This is a genomic window from Cellulosimicrobium sp. CUA-896 (genome assembly GCF_001942335.1).
Lineage (GTDB): Bacteria > Actinomycetota > Actinomycetes > Actinomycetales > Cellulomonadaceae > Cellulosimicrobium.
The window spans coordinates 16,129-31,479 of sequence record NZ_MKKH01000001.1 but is presented as its reverse complement, the minus strand read 5'-3'; the positions used below and the strand labels follow the sequence as shown (position 1 = coordinate 31,479).

Here is a 15,351-nt window from a genome sequence, read left to right as displayed (position 1 = left end):
GCCGAGCGTCAGCGGCCGCAGCGGGACGATGCCCGGCTTGGAGGCCGTCGGGACGGCAGGGGCCCCGCCGAAGCCGGCCGGCGTCCCGTACTGGCCCTGCCCGTACTGCGGTTGCCCGTACTGGCCCTGCCCGTACTGCGGTTGGCCGTACTGCGGTTGCCCTGCTGGCCCTGCCCGTACTGCGGCTGCCCGTACTGGCCGGGCCCGGACTGCGGCCCGTACTGACCCTCTCCGTACCGGGGCTGTCCGTACTGGCCCTGGCCGGGCTCTCCGGGCTGCCCGTACCCCGGCCCGGGGGCTGCCTGACCGTGCCCCGGCGCGTACTGCCCGTACCGCGGCTGCGGCGGCGCCGGCTGCTGCGCGGACGCGGGCGGGCCGTAGCCCGGCTGCCCGTACGCAGGGGTGCCCCAGCCGCCGGTCTGCTGCGGGTCCGGCTGCCCGGTCGGCGCCACGTCGTGGGCGTCGGGGCGGTCCGGCGTGGCGCCGTCCGGCGCTCCGGAGGCGTCAGGTGTGCTCATGGGGGCGGTGGTCCTCGCTCGTCGTGCGCTCGTGGGCTGCGGTGCCAGGCCACCCTAGTACGCAGGCACGACGCGCGGCGGGCCCCGGGCCTGCGGGTCCGCGCGTCGTGCGATGGCAAGATGAGCCCATGAAGGTTCGCGTGCTCGTGGTCGACGACGACACCGCCCTGGCCGAGATGATCGGCATCGTGCTGCGCTCGGAGGGCTTCGAGCCCGTCTTCTGCGCCGACGGCGACCTGGCGCTCGAGACGTTCCGCAGCACCCAGCCGGACCTCGTGCTGCTCGACCTCATGCTCCCGGGCAAGGACGGGACGGAGGTGTGCCGCCTCATCCGGGCCGAGTCGGGCGTGCCCGTCATCATGCTCACCGCCAAGAGCGACACCGTCGACGTCGTGCTGGGCCTCGAGTCCGGCGCGGACGACTACATCTCCAAGCCGTTCAAGCCCAAGGAGCTCGTCGCGCGCATCCGGGCCCGGCTGCGCCGCTCGGACGAGCCGGCGCCCGAGCACCTCGCGATCGGGGACGTCGAGATCGACGTCACCGGCCACCGCGTCACCCGCGGCGGCGAGGCGATCGCGCTCACGCCGCTCGAGTTCGACCTCCTCGTCGCGCTCGCGCGCAAGCCGTGGCAGGTCTTCACGCGCGAGGTGCTGCTCGAGAAGGTCTGGGGGTACCGCCACGCCGCGGACACCCGGCTCGTCAACGTCCACGTCCAGCGCCTGCGCTCGAAGATCGAGCACGACCCGGAGAACCCCGAGATCGTCCTTACAGTGCGCGGCGTCGGCTACAAGGCGGGTGCGGCGCGCACGTGACCGTCCCGACCGGCGGCCCGAGCCGCGCGACCGGTGCCCCCGCGGGGGCCGCCCGGCGCGCGTCGTCGGCCTGGGCCCGGCTGCGGCGGCGCACGCGCGCCTGGTGCGCCGCGCCGTGTGGCGGTGGCGCTCGTCGATGCAGCTGCGCGTCGTGACGTCGACGCTCGTCGTCGGGATCGTCGCGCTCGCGGCGCTCGGCGCGTACCTGTCGGACTCGGTGCGCGACGGGCTGTTCGAGCGCCGGGTCGCCGAGATCGACCTCGAGAGCGCGCAGTCGACCGAGCGCGCGCGCCAGACCCTCGACGCCTCGCCGGCGACCACGGTGTCGGAGATCCAGTCCCTGCTGTACGACCTGCACGGGATGCTCCTGTCCAGCGGGTCGGCGTCCCGGGACGTGTTCCTGTGGCGGCCCGAGGACCAGCCGTTCATCGGGCTGCTCGACGTCTCGTCGAACAACCAGCTCGAGCAGCTCGTCTCGCCCGAGCTGCGCGAGGCGACGGTCGAGGCCGAGGGCAAGCAGGTGCTCCAGCCGGTCGCGGTGCCGACGGCGCCCTCGGACCCGGACTCCCCGGTCGTGCCGGGCGTCGTCGTCGGCACGACGGTCGAGGTGCCCGTCGCGGGCACGTACGAGCTGTACTACCTGTACGACCTCGAGTCCGACCAGGAGACGCTGACCTTCCTCCAGTCCGTCCTGCTCGTCGGCGCGGTCGTGCTGCTCGCGCTCCTCGCGGCGATCACCACGCTCGTGACGCGCCAGGCGGTCCTGCCCGTGCGGCAGGCGGCGAGCGTCGCCGAGCGCCTCGCCGACGGCCGGCTCGACGAGCGGCTGCCCGTCAAGGGGCACGACGAGATGGCGTCCCTCGCACGCACGCTCAACGAGATGGCGCAGAGCCTGCAGGAGCAGATCGGCCGCATGGAGGAGCTGTCCATGCTCCAGCGGCGCTTCGTCTCCGACGTCTCCCACGAGCTGCGCACCCCGCTCACCACCATCCGCATGCGTCCGAGGTGCTGCACTCCGCGCGCGAGGACTTCGACCCCGTGTCGCGACGCTCCACCGAGCTGCTCCAGGCCCAGCTCGACCGGTTCGAGGACCTGCTCGCCGACCTGCTGGAGATCAGCCGCTTCGACGCCGGCGCGGCGGTGCTCGACGCGGAGCGCCGCGACGTGCGCGACGTCGTCGTGGCGGCCGTCGAGCACGCCGCGCCCCTCGCCGAGCGCAAGGGCGTGTGGCTGTCCGTGCACCTCGGGGACGAGCCGCTGACCGCCGACGTCGACCCGCGCCGCGTCGAGCGCATCGTGCGGAACCTGGTCTCCAACGCCGTCGAGCACGCGGAGGACAAGCCCGTGGAGGTCACGCTCGCCGGGGACGGGCACGCGGTGGCGGTCGTCGTGCGCGACCACGGCGTCGGCATGACCGTGGACGAGGTGCAGCACGTGTTCGACCGCTTCTGGCGCGCCGACCCCGCGCGGGCGCGCACGTCCGGCGGCACGGGTCTCGGTCTCGCCATCTCGCTCGAGGACGCGCACCTGCACGGCGGCTGGCTCGAGGCCTGGGGGCGGCCCGCGCGCGGCGCGAGCTTCCGCCTCACGCTGCCGCGCCGCGCCGGGATCCGCCTCCAGTCCTCGCCCCTCCCGCTCGTGACCGAGCCGACGCCCCACCGCGGGCTCGGGCCGGACTGGAGCGCGAGCGCCCCCGTCGTCGAGGACGTCGACGGGACCATCGGCCCCGCCGACCTGCCGTCCGTGACGGGAGGCATCCCCGTCGTGGTCGTGCCGACGGACGCCGGTGCCGACGACGCGCCGCTCGGGCTGCGGGAGGTGCGATGAACCGGCTCCGCCGCGGGCTCGCGGCGCTCGCGGCCGCGGTCGTCGTGGCGCCGCTCGCCGCGTGCGCGTCCATCCCGACGTCGGGCCCGGTGATGGAGGGCGAGGCGGTCGTGTCGCAGCCCGGCCCCGTCTTCGTGCGCGCCGACGCGCCGCGCGAGGACGCGCCGCCGGACCAGATCGTGCGCGGCTTCCTCGCGGCGCAGGCGCAGGGCGCGTCCAGCTCGTTCGACGTCGCGACCCAGTTCCTCACGCCCGCGACCGCGTCGACGTGGTCCCCGCTCGCCCAGGTCGCCGTGCTCGAGGCCGAGCCCGAGCTCGAGGTCGACGACTCGGCGGCCGAGCAGGGCGTCGTCACCGTCCGTGCCACAGCGGACGTCGTGGGCGTCGTCGACGAGCGCGGCGTCTACACCGAGCAGGTCCCCGGGACGACGACGGAGCTCGTGTACGGGCTCGTGCGTGACGGCGAGGGGCAGTGGCGGATCGAGACGACCGACGACGGGCTCGCCATCTCGGCGACCAACTTCGACCTGACGTACCGCGCGACGAACCTCTACTTCCCGACGACGGACCGGCGCTACCTCGTGCCCGACCAGCGGTGGTTCCCCAAGCGCAACTGGCCGACGCTGGCCGTCCGCGAGACGCTCGCCGGCCCGGCGCCGTGGCTCAGCGGCTCCGTGGCGACCGTCGCCCCGGAGGGCACCGCGCTCAGCATCGACTCGGTCACGGTGGAGAGCGGCGTGCTCCCCATCGAGGTGCGGCTGACCGCGCCCGTCTCCGAGACGTCCCCCGAGGACCGCGGGCTGCTCGTGGCGCAGCTCGAGGCGTCGCTCGGCGACCCGTCTCCGCGCGCGGTGCAGATCTCCGTGAACGGCGTCCAGCTCGCGCCCGGCGAGCCGGCGACGGCGCGCGCGGCCACGACGGCGAACGACCCGGTCGTCCTCTCCGGCGACCAGGTGCTCGCGCTCGTCGGCCGCGAGACGGAGCCGGTCGAGGCCGTCGCGCCGCTCACCGGGCTGCAGCCCACCGCGCTCGCGTTCACGGGCCCGTCGGCGGACGCGACGTACGTCGTGCGCGACGGCTCCGGGCGTCTCGTCACGGCCCCGACCGCGGACACGGGGCCGGCGACGCTGCTCACGGGAGAGAACCTGCTCGCGCCGAGCGTGGACCGGTTCGGCCTGGTGTGGAGCGGGCCGCAGGTCCAGGACGGCTCGCTGCAGGTCACCGACCTCGAGGGCACGGTGACGGACGTGGCGGTGCCGTGGCTCGACGACCGGACCGTCATGTCGGTGCGGGTCTCGCCCGACGGCGCGCGCATCGCCGTCGTGAGCGCCACCGCGTCGGGCACGCAGGTCCACGTCGCCGGGATCGTGCGCGGGGAGGGCGACCGCCCCACCGAGCTCTCCGCGCCCGTGCGCGTCGGCCAGCCGCTCGTCGCGGCGACCCAGGTCGCGTGGGTCGACCGGGCCCTGCTCGGCGTCCTCGGGCGGTCGGCCGGCGACGCCGCGCCGGTCGTGCACCTCGTGCCGGTCGGAGGGCCCACCCGGAAGGCGTCGCCGCTGGAGGACGCCGTGTCGCTCGCCGCCGGCACCGGGATCGGCTCCATGCTCGTCGGGACGAGCGACGGCAGCCTGTACTCGGCCGGATCCTCCTCGCTGTGGACCCGTGTGGCGACCGAGGTGCGCCTGCCGACGTACCCGGGCTGAGCGCTCCGGCCGCCGGTGGCCGTGCACAGGACGGTTCGGTGCCGGTCCCGTCCCCAGGGGGGCGTGCGGCGCCCACGGGAACGGCCGACGGCCGGGCAGCCTGTGGCCGTGCACGACCGACCCGCCGCTCCGCCTGCCCCGCCCACCGCCTCCGGCCCGCCCGTGTCCGCCGTCCGCCGCCGGGAGCCCGCGGCCGCCGGCGCCGTCGCGGCGGGCGCCGCGGTGGTCCGCCGCGCCCTGCGCGACGTCGAGCGCCTCCTGCTGCCGGTGGCGTGCCCCGGCTGCCGCACGCCCGACGTCCGGTGGTGCGCGCGCTGCCTCGACGTGCTGCACGCGCCACCGAGGCGCTGCGAGGCGGGGGCGCCGCGCCTCGACCGGCTCGACGGCGTCGCGCCGCTGCCGGTGTGGACGCTCGCCGACTACACCGGCGGCCTGCGGGACGTCGTCGTGGCGTGGAAGGACCGCGGACGCGCCGACCTCGACGCCCCGCTGGCCGCAGCCGCGCGGCGTGCCGGCGTGCGGCTGGGACCGGAGCTCGCCCGCTCCGCGGGGACGTGCGGCGTCCTGGTCGTGCCCGCGCCCAGCTCCCGCGCCGCGCGCCGCACGCGCGGACGCGACCCGGTCGCCACGCTCGCGCGCGCCTTCGCCGCCGGGGTGCCGGCCGGGGCGACGCCCAGCTCCCGCGCCGCGCGCCGCACGCGCGGACGCGACCCGGTCGCCACGCTCGCGCGCGCCTTCGCCGCCGGGGTGCCGGCCGGGGCGACGCCGCTCCTCGCGCAGCGCGGACGGTCCCGGGACCAGGTGGGCCTCGGGTCGCGTGCACGCGGGGCCCGGCTCGGCGCCGTCGACGTGGCTCCCGCGCCCGGGCGCGCCGGGAGCTCGCCGCCCGGCCGGCCGTCGTGCTCGTCGACGACGTGCTCACGACCGGGGCGACCCTCGCCGCGTGCGAGACGGCGCTCGCGCGCGCCGGGGCGCCGGTGCTCGGCGCGTTCGTGCTCGCCGCGACGCCGGCTCCGGCCCGTGCGACGCCGGGATGACGCCGCTGTCATGCGCCGCGGCGGCACCGTGGTCGAGGCACCCGATGTTCACCTGGTGTTGAACCTGCCTGCACCTGGAGGCGGGGTTAGTCTGAGGTCCAGTCGCCGCGGACGTCGGGGCCTTCAGGACACCTGTGCCCGTCGCCGCGCGAGCGTACCGAGCCGCGGCGCCCCGTGCGTCGCAGGGAGGTGGTAGCCCCACCGGCGCCTGGCGGGTGCCGCTCTGACCCGGAACGGCGCTCGGGCACCGGGCGCCCTCGAGACCCTCGTGGAGGCTCACATGGAGATCGTCGTCGTCGGCAGGCACACCGAGGTGGCCGAGCGCTTCCGCCAGCACGCGGAGGACAAGCTCGCCAAGGTCCAGCAGCTCGCACCCACCGTGCAGCGCGTGGACGTGGAGGTCACCCACGAGAACAACCCACGGCTCTCCGAGGTGCGCGAGCGCGTCGAGCTCACCGTGCGTGCCAAGGGGCCCGTGATCCGTGCCGAGGCCGCCGCCGACGACAGGTTCGGTGCCCTCGACCTCGCGATGGACAAGCTCGCCCAGCGGCTGCGCCGCGCCCGCGACCGTCGCAAGGACCACCGGAACCACACCGTCGTGCCCCCCGTCGACGTCCGCCCGTTCGACCCCGCGGCGCACTCCGCCCCTGAGCCCGCGGCGCCGACCGCCCCCACCACCCCGGGAGAGGCGGTCGAGACCCCGCTCGGGGACGGCGAGTCGCCCGTCGTCATCCGGCAGAAGCTGCACAACGCCGAGCCGATGACCGTGGACGACGCGCTCTACGAGATGGAGATGGTCGGGCACGACTTCTTCCTCTTCGTCGACGTCGAGACCGCCCGGCCGTCCGTGGCGTACCGGCGTCGCGGCTGGACGTACGGCGTCGTCGCGCTCGACACGTCGTGCGACTGCGCCGAGGAGCCGATCGGGAAGAGCGCCTGACCGTCCCGTCGCGGTGAGGGTGGGCCGCGACGCTCGGCTCCGGGCGGTGTGAGGTGGGCGGTCGCGGTCACCTCCGGCCGCGGTGAGGGTGGGCGCGCGCGGTCTACCATCCGCCCGCTCGTCCCTCGCGGGCTCCCGCCAGGCCCGCCACGACCGCGCGTGCCCACCCTCACCCCGACCTCGTCGTCGCCTCGCCGACCACGACCTTGGTGACGTCATCACCGCGATGACGCCACGAACGTCGTGGTCGGCGTGCGTGGGTGGGGTGCGGCAGGATCGGGACGTGGTCGCCGTCGAGTCGATGTCCTTGTCCCAGGCCCGCCGCGTCGCGCTCGCGGCGCAAGGACTGCACCGGCCGCGTCCGTTCGGCGGCGCCGGTGGCGAGGGCAGGCCCGGTGCGCCGACCATGCGGCACGTGCAGGGCGTGATCGACCGGCTCGGGCTGCTGCAGATCGACTCGGTGAACGTGCTCGCGCGGGCGCACCTCATGCCGCTGTACGCCCGGCTCGGGCCGTACGACACGGCGCTCCTCGACCGCGCGGCCGGGAGGGCGCCACGGCGCCTCGTCGAGACGTGGGCGCACGTCGCGTCGTACGTCCCGCCGGGTACGTGGCCGCTGCTCGAGTGGCGCCGTCGCCGGTACCGCACCGAGGCGTGGGGCACCATCAGCGCCGTCGAGATGACGCACTCCGACGCCGTCGAGGACGTCCGGCGACTCGTCGCCGAGCGCGGGCCGATCACGGCGAGCGAGGTGCACGCGATCCTCGAGGAGGAGGGACGCGCCCACCCGCGCGACCGGTCACAGTGGGGGTGGAACTGGACCGTCGCCAAGCGTGCGCTCGAGTTCCTGTTCTTCACGGGGGAGATCACCTCGGCGCGCCGCAACAGCGCCTTCGAGCGGTGCTACGACCTCACCGAGCGGGTCCTGCCGCCGTCCGTGCTCGCGGCGCCCGCCGTGCCCGACGCCGACGCCGTGCGCGCCCTGCTCGAGATCGGGGCGCGCGCGCACGGCGTGGGCACGCTGCGGTGCTTCAAGGACTACTTCCGGCTCGCGGGCCCGGCCGTGCGGACCGCGCTGGGCGAGCTCGTCGAGGCGGGGACGCTGCGACCGGTCGCCGTGCGCGGCTGGGACGAGCCCACCTACCTGCACGCCGACGCGGCGCTGCCCCGGCGCGCGGCGGCGGCCACCCTGCTCAACCCGTTCGACCCGCTCGTCTTCGAGCGCACGCGCCTCGAACGGCTCTTCGACGTGCACTACCGCATCGAGATCTACGTCCCGGCGCCGAAGCGGGTCCACGGCTACTACGTGCTCCCGTTCCTCGAGGGCGAGGACCTCACCGCGCGCGTCGACCTCAAGGCCGACCGGCGCGCGGGCGTGCTGCGCGTGCTGTCCGCGCACCGGGAGCAGGCCGCAGGCGCGGAGACCGCCGCGCGGCTCGCCGACGAGCTGCGGGTGCTTGGCTCCTGGCTCGGCGTGCCCGACGTGGACGTCGCTCCGGCCGGGGACCTCGCGCCGGCGCTCGCCGCGGAGGTCGCGGCGGTCGCGTGACCGGCGGCGCGACGCGCCGGTTCGTCGTCGGCGAAACGTGCGCGGGTCCAGGTGGCCGCCGTCTCGCCTACGATGTTGTACGACGTCGCCGTCGTCCGCCGCCGCGCACCCTCGCGCGGAGGAGGGCGGCGGCCCTCCTCCCGGGCCGTCCGGCCCGGGACGCGATCGATACGGGAGTCCTGCGTGCCTGCGATCCTCGACAAGGTCCTGCGCTTCGGCGAGGGTCGGATCCTCAAGAAGCTGACCAACCTGGCCGACCAGGTCAACAAGCTGGAGCCGAGCTTCGAGGACCTCACCGACGAGGAGCTCCGCGAGGAGACCGACCGCTTCAAGGCGCGGATCGAGAGCGGCACCTCGCTCGACGAGCTGCTGCCGGAGGCGTTCGCCGCGGTGCGCGAGGCGTCGCGGCGCACGCTCGGCCAGCGCCACTTCGACGTCCAGCTCATGGGCGGCGCGGCCCTGCACCTGGGCAACATCGCCGAGATGAAGACCGGTGAGGGCAAGACCCTCGTCGCGACGACGGCCGCGTACCTCAACGCGCTCGAGGGCAAGGGCGTGCACGTCGTCACGGTGAACGACTACCTGGCGAAGTACCAGAGCGAGCTCATGGGCCGCGTCTACCGGTTCCTCGGGCTGACCACCGGCTGCATCGTCTCCGGCCAGACGCCGGCGCAGCGCCGCCAGGAGTACGCCGCCGACATCACCTACGGGACGAACAACGAGTTCGGCTTCGACTACCTGCGCGACAACATGGCCTGGTCCACGGACGACCTCGTCCAGCGCGGCCACCACTTCGCGATCGTCGACGAGGTCGACTCGATCCTCATCGACGAGGCCCGCACGCCGCTCATCATCTCCGGCCCCGCCTCCGGCGACGCGAACCGCTGGTACGGCGAGTTCGCGAAGGTCGTGCGGCGCCTGAACGGCGGTACCGACTACGAGGTCGACGAGAAGAAGCGCACGGTCGGCGTGCTCGAGCCGGGCATCGAGAAGATCGAGGACTACCTCGGCATCGACAACCTCTACGAGTCGCTCAACACGCCGCTCATCGGGTTCCTCAACAACGCCATCAAGGCCAAGGAGCTCTTCCGGCGCGACAAGGACTACGTCGTGCTCAACGGCGAGGTGATGATCGTCGACGAGCACACGGGCCGCATCCTGCCCGGGCGTCGCTACAACGAGGGCATGCACCAGGCCATCGAGGCCAAGGAGGGCGTGCAGATCAAAGCGGAGAACCAGACGCTCGCCACGATCACGCTCCAGAACTACTTCCGCCTGTACACCAAGCTCGCGGGCATGACCGGTACGGCCGACACCGAGGCCGCCGAGTTCCAGGGCACGTACACCCTCGGCGTCGTGCCGATCCCGACGAACCGGCCCATGCAGCGCATCGACCAGCCCGACCTCGTCTACAAGAACGAGGACGGCAAGTTCGACGCCGTGGTCGCGGACATCGTCGAGCGCCACGCCAAGGGCCAGCCGGTGCTCGTGGGCACGACGAGCGTCGAGAAGTCCGAGCTGCTGTCGTCCAAGCTCAAGAAGCAGGGCGTCCCGCACGAGGTGCTCAACGCGAAGCAGCACGCGCGCGAGGCGGCGATCGTCGCCCAGGCGGGGCGCAAGGGCGCCGTGACGGTCGCGACGAACATGGCCGGCCGCGGAACCGACATCATGCTCGGCGGCAACGCCGAGTTCATGGCGGTCGCGGACCTGGCGGCGCGCGGGCTCGACGCGGCGGAGAACGCCGAGGAGTACGAGGCCGCGTGGCCGGACGCGCTGGAGAAGGCGCGGTCCGCCGTCGCGGCGGAGCACGACGAGGTCGTCGAGCTCGGCGGCCTGTACGTGCTCGGCACCGAGCGCCACGAGTCGCGCCGCATCGACAACCAGCTGCGCGGTCGCTCCGGCCGTCAGGGCGACCCGGGGGAGTCCCGGTTCTACCTGTCGATGCAGGACGACCTCATGCGGCTGTTCAACTCGGGCCTCGCCGAGTCGATGATGAACCGGGCCGGGTTCCCCGACGACGTGCCGCTCGAGTCGAAGATGGTCACGCGCGGCATCGCGAGCGCCCAGGGCCAGGTGGAGTCCCGGAACTTCGAGATCCGCAAGAACGTCCTCAAGTACGACGACGTGCTCTCGCGCCAGCGCACCGTCATCTACGACGAGCGCCGTCGCGTGCTCGAGGGCGAGGACCTGCACGAGCAGGTGCAGCACTTCCTCGGTGACGTGGTCCGCGCCTACGTCGAGGGGGCGACGGCCGAGGGCAACCCGGAGCACTGGGACCTCGACGCCCTGTGGACCGCGCTCAAGGCGGTGTACCCGGTCTCGATCGAGATCGACGAGGTCGTCGAGCAGGCCGGCGGGGTCACGCGGCTGTCGCAGGAGCTGCTGCTCGAGGAGATCCTCTCCGACGCGCGCATCGCGTACCAGAACCGCGAGGAGCAGCTCGGTGGTGCGAACATGCGCCAGCTCGAGCGCCGGGTGACCCTCTCGGTGCTCGACCGCAAGTGGCGCGAGCACCTCTACGAGATGGACTACCTCAAGGAGGGCATCGGGCTGCGCGCGATGGCCCAGCGCGACCCGCTGGTGGAGTACCAGCGCGAGGGCTACCAGCTCTTCCAGGCGATGACCGAGGCCATCAAGGAGGAGACCGTCGGGTACCTCTTCAACCTCGAGGTCAAGGTCGCCGAGCCGGACGCGGCCCAGGCGGGCTCGCCCTCGGTGATCGACGCCGCCCAGGCGGCCCGTGCGGCGCAGTCCGCGGCGGGCCAGGCGCTCGGCGGCAGCGCCGGCGCCGTGACGGCCGGGGCGACGCCCGCCGTCGCCCAGGCGGCGGCGCAGGCCGCCGCCGGCAGCGCGCCGGTCCAGGACGCCCCGGTCGAGGACGCTCCGCTCGCCGACGTCGAGGACGCCCCCGTCGAGGAGCCCTCGGTCGAGAAGTCGTCCGTGGAGCAGACGCCCGTCGAGGCGGCCGCCGCCGAGTCGGCCCCGGTCGCCGCGACCGCGGAGGCGCCCGCGGCCGACCGCGCCGGGACGCTCGTCGCGAAGGGCCTCGACGGCCCCGACCAGCAGGTGCCGCTGTCGTACAGCGCGCCGAGCGAGGACGGGACCGGCCGTGCCGTGGTCTCCGGCGACGACAGCCGGCGCGCCCGTCGCGCGCTGCATGGCGAGGCGACCGCCGCGGACGCCGACGGCCGCACGTTCCCGGGTACGCCGCGCAACGCGCAGTGCCCGTGCGGCTCGGGCAAGAAGTACAAGGTCTGCCACGGCAAGAACGAGGAGTGAGGCGGGCGGGCCGTCGCCCGCCGTGCTGCCGAGGGGCGGTCGACCGGTGTCGGCCGCCCTTCGGCGTCCCTGGGAGTGACGCCCCGGTGCCGCCGAGCGGCGGAGGGGTTCAGCCGATCTCGAGCGCCACGACCCGCCAGGCGCCGCGTCGCGCCTCGAGGCGGGCCGCCGCGGCGCGGACCCGGCCGCCGTCGTCGACCACGACCGTCGCCTCGGCCACGTCGGCGCCGAGCCGCATGACCCGGGCGCGCCGGATCGTCACGGGGTACGCCGTCGCGTCGGCGTGACCGGGCGTGTCGACCACGAGCCTCGCCCGGCGTGCGAGCGTGTCGTAGATCTGCGGCGTCACCCAGCGGGCGAGCTGGTGGACGGTCCGGTCGCCGCGCAGGACCTCGACCGCGGCGCGCACGACGGCGCAGCACAGCGACGTCGGGTCCGGGAGCGGCACCGGGGCCGCGGGGGCGAGCGGTCGGGACCCCGCGACGTGCCGCGGCACGCGGGGGCGCGCCTCCTTGTCGCGGACGTCGACGACCGCCGCCGTGCGGTCGGCGACGCACCGCAGCAGCCGGCCGGCCGGTGCGGCGGGCACGCTCGTGGAGCGCGGTGCTGCGGGTGCGAGGGGCAAGAGGCTGGTCGTGGTCATCGTCGTGTGCTCCTTCGTGCGGTCGGTCGCTCAGGCCGTCGGTGCGACGAGCACCTGACCGGGTCGGATGAGGTCGGGGTCGGCGCCGATGGTGTCCTGGTTGGCCGCGTACCAGCGCTCCACCTCCGCGGCGACGGCGGCGTCGGTGGCGTCGGCGGGAAGCGTGCGTGCGGCGATGGCCCACAGGGTGTCCCCGCGCAGCACGACCACCTCGCCGGCCGGTGCGGGGACGTCGCGCGTCACGGCGAGGGCGGCGTCGCGCTCGGCCGCGGGCAGCCGGTCCGGAGCGCCGGAGGGCGCGCCCGACGGCGTGCCGGGCGCGCTCGTGCCGGGTGCGGGCGTACCTGCACCGGGTGCGGGCGTGCCCGTCGGTGCGGTGGCGGGGGCCTCGGCCGGGGAGGCAGAGGTCGTCTCCCGGTCCGCCGTCGTGGACCCGGCCGAGCGGTCGGGCTCCGCGGTGCCGACCGCGCCGGGACCGACCACGCCGGGACCGTCCGCGTCCGCTTCGTCCGTGTCCGCTTCGCCCGTGTGCGCCCCGTCCGTGTCCGCTCCGTCCGCGGGGACAGCGGGTTCGACGCGTTCCGGGCTGTCCGCGGTGCCGGAGTCCGCGGAGGCGTCGGTGTCACCGGGGGCGACCTGCGGTGCGGAGGGCCGCCACCCGAGGTCGACGACGGCGACGGTCGTCGTGTCGTCCGCGACGTCCGGCGCGGCCGCGTGCGCCGACCCACCGCCGAGCACGAGCCCGGCGCCGACGGACACGCTCACGCCGATGCGGGCGGCGCGCCGCACGACCGCGGGGGCGTGGCGTGCCACGAGGTGCTCCCCGCGTGACCACGTCCGGCCGGCCGTCCGGGCGGCGACGCAGACGAGCGCGACGAGCGAGCTGACCCCGACCCAGGCGGCTGCGAGCGCTCCGCCCGCGAGGACGGGGAGCTCGAGGTAGGTCTCCACCCGTGTCGACGGCAGCGTCGAGGCGACGTCCAGGCCGCGGACGACGAGGGCGACGACGGCGGCGGCCATCGCGACGACGAGCAGCGTGAGGAGGGCGGCGCGCCCCGCTCCCGCAGCTGGCGCGGCGCTCTCGGGCCGGTGCTGGCTCAGGCTCCGGGACCGGGTCTGTCTCCGGTTCGTCGGTCGCGGCATGGTCTCGTCTCCTCGTCAGGTGTGCGGCGGTCACCACCGAGTCACCGTTGATCGCGTTTGATGCTGTTTGATGTACCTAGAAGCATTTAAGGGCGTCCGGGTGCCGTTTGTCCAGGGCGCGGGCGTCGTGTGGAAAGCGCGACGTCGTCACCTGTGCAGCCGGTACGGTGTGCGCGTGCGATGGGATGCGCTGTTCGACGACCTCGCGGCGCAGCTCCTCGCCGCCGAGCGCGCGGAGCTCACGGACGCCGTCGCCGACCTGACCCGCGCCGAGCACGCGACGATGACGCTCGTCGAGCGTCTGCGTGGCACGGAGGGGGCCGTCGGGCTCGACCTGGAGGACGGGTCGCGCGTCACCGGACATCTGCGCGAGGTGGCCCCGGAGTGGGTGCTCGTCGCGGAGCAGGCACGCCAGCACCTCGTGCCGGCGTCGGCGGTCGCGGCCGTCACCGGCGTGAGCCGGTTCGCGCGCCCCGACGGCGCGACGCGCCCCGGGGGCCGCGCACGCGGTCTGGGCCTCGGGCACGTGCTCCGTGCCCTCATGCGCGACCGGCTCCCGGTCCAGGTCCGGACGCGGGCGGGTGTCCATCCCGGGTGGATCGCACGCGTCGGGAAGGACCACCTCGACCTCGAGGCCGGCCCCGGTGCGCGCGACGGCGCGCGCGTGGTGCCCTGGTCCGCGCTCCTGTGCGTCAGCGACACGCCCTCCGGCGTGGTGCTGCGATGACGCCCCGCGTGGGCGTCAGCCCTCGAGCTCTCCGGCCTCGATGCGTTGGCGCGTCTGCGCGTACATGCGCTGGATGTACGCCTCGAGCTCGCTCGCCTCGACGCGCCACTGCCCCCGGCCGCCGACCTGGATGGCCGGCAGCTCGCCCGAGCGGACGAGCGCGTACGCCTGCGCGGCGGAGATGTTGAGCTCCTCTGTGACGTCGGCGAGGGTGAGGAAGCGCTGGGCCATGTCGTCAGTGTGGCACGCGGGCGCCGCCGCCCGACGGTTGTCCACACCCCCTCCCGCACGGCGCGCCGAGCCGCCACGATGAACCCCGACGACCAGCCCCACCAGCACACACCGGAGAGATCTCGATGACGACGACCCTGGACCGCAACGCCCGGGACGTGACCGCCGGACCGCACCCCGCGGCACGCCTGCGCCGGCCGACCTGGCGCGACCCGCGGCTGCTCGTCGGCGTGGTCGTCGTCGCGCTGTCGGTCGCGCTCGGCTCGTGGGCCGTGAGCGCGGCGGGTCGTACGGAGGCGGTGTACGCGGCCGCCGGGGTGCTCACGCCGGGCGACGTCCTCACGGCGGACGACCTCCGTACCGTCGAGGTCCGCCTCGGTGGCGGGACGGACGGCTACCTCCCGGTGAGCGAGGGGCTGCCGGACGACGCGTGGTGCTCCGCCCGGTGCACGCGGGCGAGCTCGTACCGGCCGGCGCGCTCGGCGCGGGGGAGGACCTCGCGGTCCGCGCGGTCGCCGTGCCGGTCGCGAGCGGGCTGTCGGACCGGATCGTCGCCGGTGCCGTCGTCGACCTGTGGCACGTCCCGCCGGCGCCCGGGGGAGCCGGCACGCCGGGCGAGCCCTCCGCGGCGGAGCCGGTCCCGCTCGTGCAGGGCGTGACGGTGGCCCAGGTCGACGAGGAGGCCGGCACGTTCGTCGCGGGCGGACCCGTGACGGTCCACGTCCTCGTCGCCGAGGAGGACCTGCCCGCGGTGCTCGGCGCCGTCGCCGGCGAGGGCTCCATCGCGGTCGTCCCGGTGGGTGGCACGCGGTGAGCGGCGCGACCACCGTGGCGACCGTCCTGTGCGCCGTCCGCGGGCCGCTCGAGGCGGACGTCGTCACCGCGCTCGACTCACCGGGCCTCCAGGTCACGCGCCGCTGCGCGGACGTCGTCGAGCTGCGG

14 protein-coding genes are annotated in these 15,351 nt (G+C 75.2%); 10 read left to right on the top strand and 4 right to left on the bottom strand.

Going from position 1 to position 15,351, the window contains the following annotated elements:
* Positions 1-8: 8 nt before the first annotated feature.
* Positions 9-518, bottom strand: coding sequence for a hypothetical protein (locus tag BJF88_RS20085; RefSeq protein WP_222843888.1), 510 nt, complete (start codon positions 516-518; stop codon positions 9-11).
* A gap of 128 nt (positions 519-646) precedes the next feature.
* Here BJF88_RS20085 and mtrA point away from each other — a divergent pair, with 128 nt between their 5' ends.
* From mtrA to secA, 8 genes are all read left to right on the top strand, one after another.
* Complete coding sequence (gene mtrA / locus BJF88_RS00140; protein WP_075827300.1) at positions 647-1,330, top strand: MtrAB system response regulator MtrA; 684 nt, start codon at positions 647-649, stop codon at positions 1,328-1,330.
* Between the two features lie 103 nt (positions 1,331-1,433).
* Complete coding sequence (locus BJF88_RS17870; protein WP_369824418.1) at positions 1,434-2,591, top strand: HAMP domain-containing protein; 1,158 nt, start codon at positions 1,434-1,436, stop codon at positions 2,589-2,591.
* A complete protein-coding gene (locus tag BJF88_RS22740) occupies positions 2,510-3,157 on the top strand; it encodes an ATP-binding protein (RefSeq protein ID WP_369824417.1) in 648 nt (215 codons plus the stop codon). The genes BJF88_RS17870 and BJF88_RS22740 overlap by 82 nt, the downstream gene beginning before the upstream one ends.
* Complete coding sequence (locus BJF88_RS00125; protein WP_075827297.1) at positions 3,154-4,860, top strand: LpqB family beta-propeller domain-containing protein; 1,707 nt, start codon at positions 3,154-3,156, stop codon at positions 4,858-4,860. Before BJF88_RS22740 ends, BJF88_RS00125 begins: the two co-directional genes overlap by 4 nt.
* Before the next feature lie 899 nt (positions 4,861-5,759).
* Entirely contained in the window at positions 5,760-5,897 is a 138-nt protein-coding gene (locus BJF88_RS19360; RefSeq protein WP_158068847.1) for a hypothetical protein, read from the top strand.
* Positions 5,898-6,177: 280 nt separating this feature from the next.
* Positions 6,178-6,837 (top strand): ribosome hibernation-promoting factor, HPF/YfiA family, encoded by a 660-nt coding sequence (hpf, locus tag BJF88_RS00115; RefSeq protein WP_075827295.1) that lies wholly within the window; start codon positions 6,178-6,180, stop codon positions 6,835-6,837.
* Between the two features lie 301 nt (positions 6,838-7,138).
* Complete coding sequence (locus BJF88_RS00110) at positions 7,139-8,386, top strand: winged helix-turn-helix domain-containing protein (RefSeq protein WP_075827341.1); 1,248 nt, start codon at positions 7,139-7,141, stop codon at positions 8,384-8,386.
* A gap of 183 nt (positions 8,387-8,569) precedes the next feature.
* On the top strand, positions 8,570-11,665 hold the full coding sequence (secA, locus tag BJF88_RS00105; protein ID WP_075827294.1) for a preprotein translocase subunit SecA: 3,096 nt from the start codon (positions 8,570-8,572) through the stop codon (positions 11,663-11,665).
* A 109-nt stretch (positions 11,666-11,774) separates the two neighbouring features.
* On the opposite strand, the gene BJF88_RS00100 is transcribed toward secA, so the two are convergent.
* The gene (locus BJF88_RS00100; protein WP_075827293.1) at positions 11,775-12,308 is read right to left on the bottom strand and encodes an Rv3235 family protein; all 534 of its coding nucleotides are present in this window, start codon (positions 12,306-12,308) and stop codon (positions 11,775-11,777) included.
* Between the two features lie 30 nt (positions 12,309-12,338).
* Positions 12,339-13,451, bottom strand: a complete 1,113-nt coding sequence (locus BJF88_RS00095) for a LysM domain-containing protein (RefSeq protein WP_075827292.1) — start codon at positions 13,449-13,451, stop codon at positions 12,339-12,341.
* A 175-nt stretch (positions 13,452-13,626) separates the two neighbouring features.
* Between BJF88_RS00095 and BJF88_RS00090 the strand changes: the two genes are divergently transcribed.
* On the top strand, positions 13,627-14,178 hold the full coding sequence (locus BJF88_RS00090) for a hypothetical protein (RefSeq protein WP_075827340.1): 552 nt from the start codon (positions 13,627-13,629) through the stop codon (positions 14,176-14,178).
* 15 nt (positions 14,179-14,193) lie between these two features.
* Here BJF88_RS00090 and BJF88_RS00085 read toward each other — a convergent pair whose 3' ends face one another.
* On the bottom strand, positions 14,194-14,409 hold the full coding sequence (locus tag BJF88_RS00085) for a helix-turn-helix domain-containing protein (RefSeq protein ID WP_075827291.1): 216 nt from the start codon (positions 14,407-14,409) through the stop codon (positions 14,194-14,196).
* 430 nt (positions 14,410-14,839) lie between these two features.
* On the opposite strand from BJF88_RS00085, the gene BJF88_RS20650 reads away from it, so the two are divergent.
* Complete coding sequence (locus BJF88_RS20650; RefSeq protein ID WP_255371594.1) at positions 14,840-15,223, top strand: hypothetical protein; 384 nt, start codon at positions 14,840-14,842, stop codon at positions 15,221-15,223.
* Positions 15,224-15,351: the final 128 nt, after the last annotated feature.

Coding starts and splice junctions, on each gene's coding strand:
- BJF88_RS00085 (WP_075827291.1), bottom strand. CDS start 14,409: ATGGCCCAGCGCTTCCTCACCCTCGCCGACGTCACAGAGGAGCTCAAC.
- BJF88_RS20085 (WP_222843888.1), bottom strand. CDS start 518: ATGAGCACACCTGACGCCTCCGGAGCGCCGGACGGCGCCACGCCGGAC.
- BJF88_RS00125 (WP_075827297.1), top strand. CDS start 3,154: ATGAACCGGCTCCGCCGCGGGCTCGCGGCGCTCGCGGCCGCGGTCGTC.
- mtrA (WP_075827300.1), top strand. CDS start 647: ATGAAGGTTCGCGTGCTCGTGGTCGACGACGACACCGCCCTGGCCGAG.
- BJF88_RS00110 (WP_075827341.1), top strand. CDS start 7,139: ATGTCCTTGTCCCAGGCCCGCCGCGTCGCGCTCGCGGCGCAAGGACTG.
- BJF88_RS00100 (WP_075827293.1), bottom strand. CDS start 12,308: ATGACCACGACCAGCCTCTTGCCCCTCGCACCCGCAGCACCGCGCTCC.
- hpf (WP_075827295.1), top strand. CDS start 6,178: ATGGAGATCGTCGTCGTCGGCAGGCACACCGAGGTGGCCGAGCGCTTC.
- BJF88_RS00095 (WP_075827292.1), bottom strand. CDS start 13,451: ATGCCGCGACCGACGAACCGGAGACAGACCCGGTCCCGGAGCCTGAGC.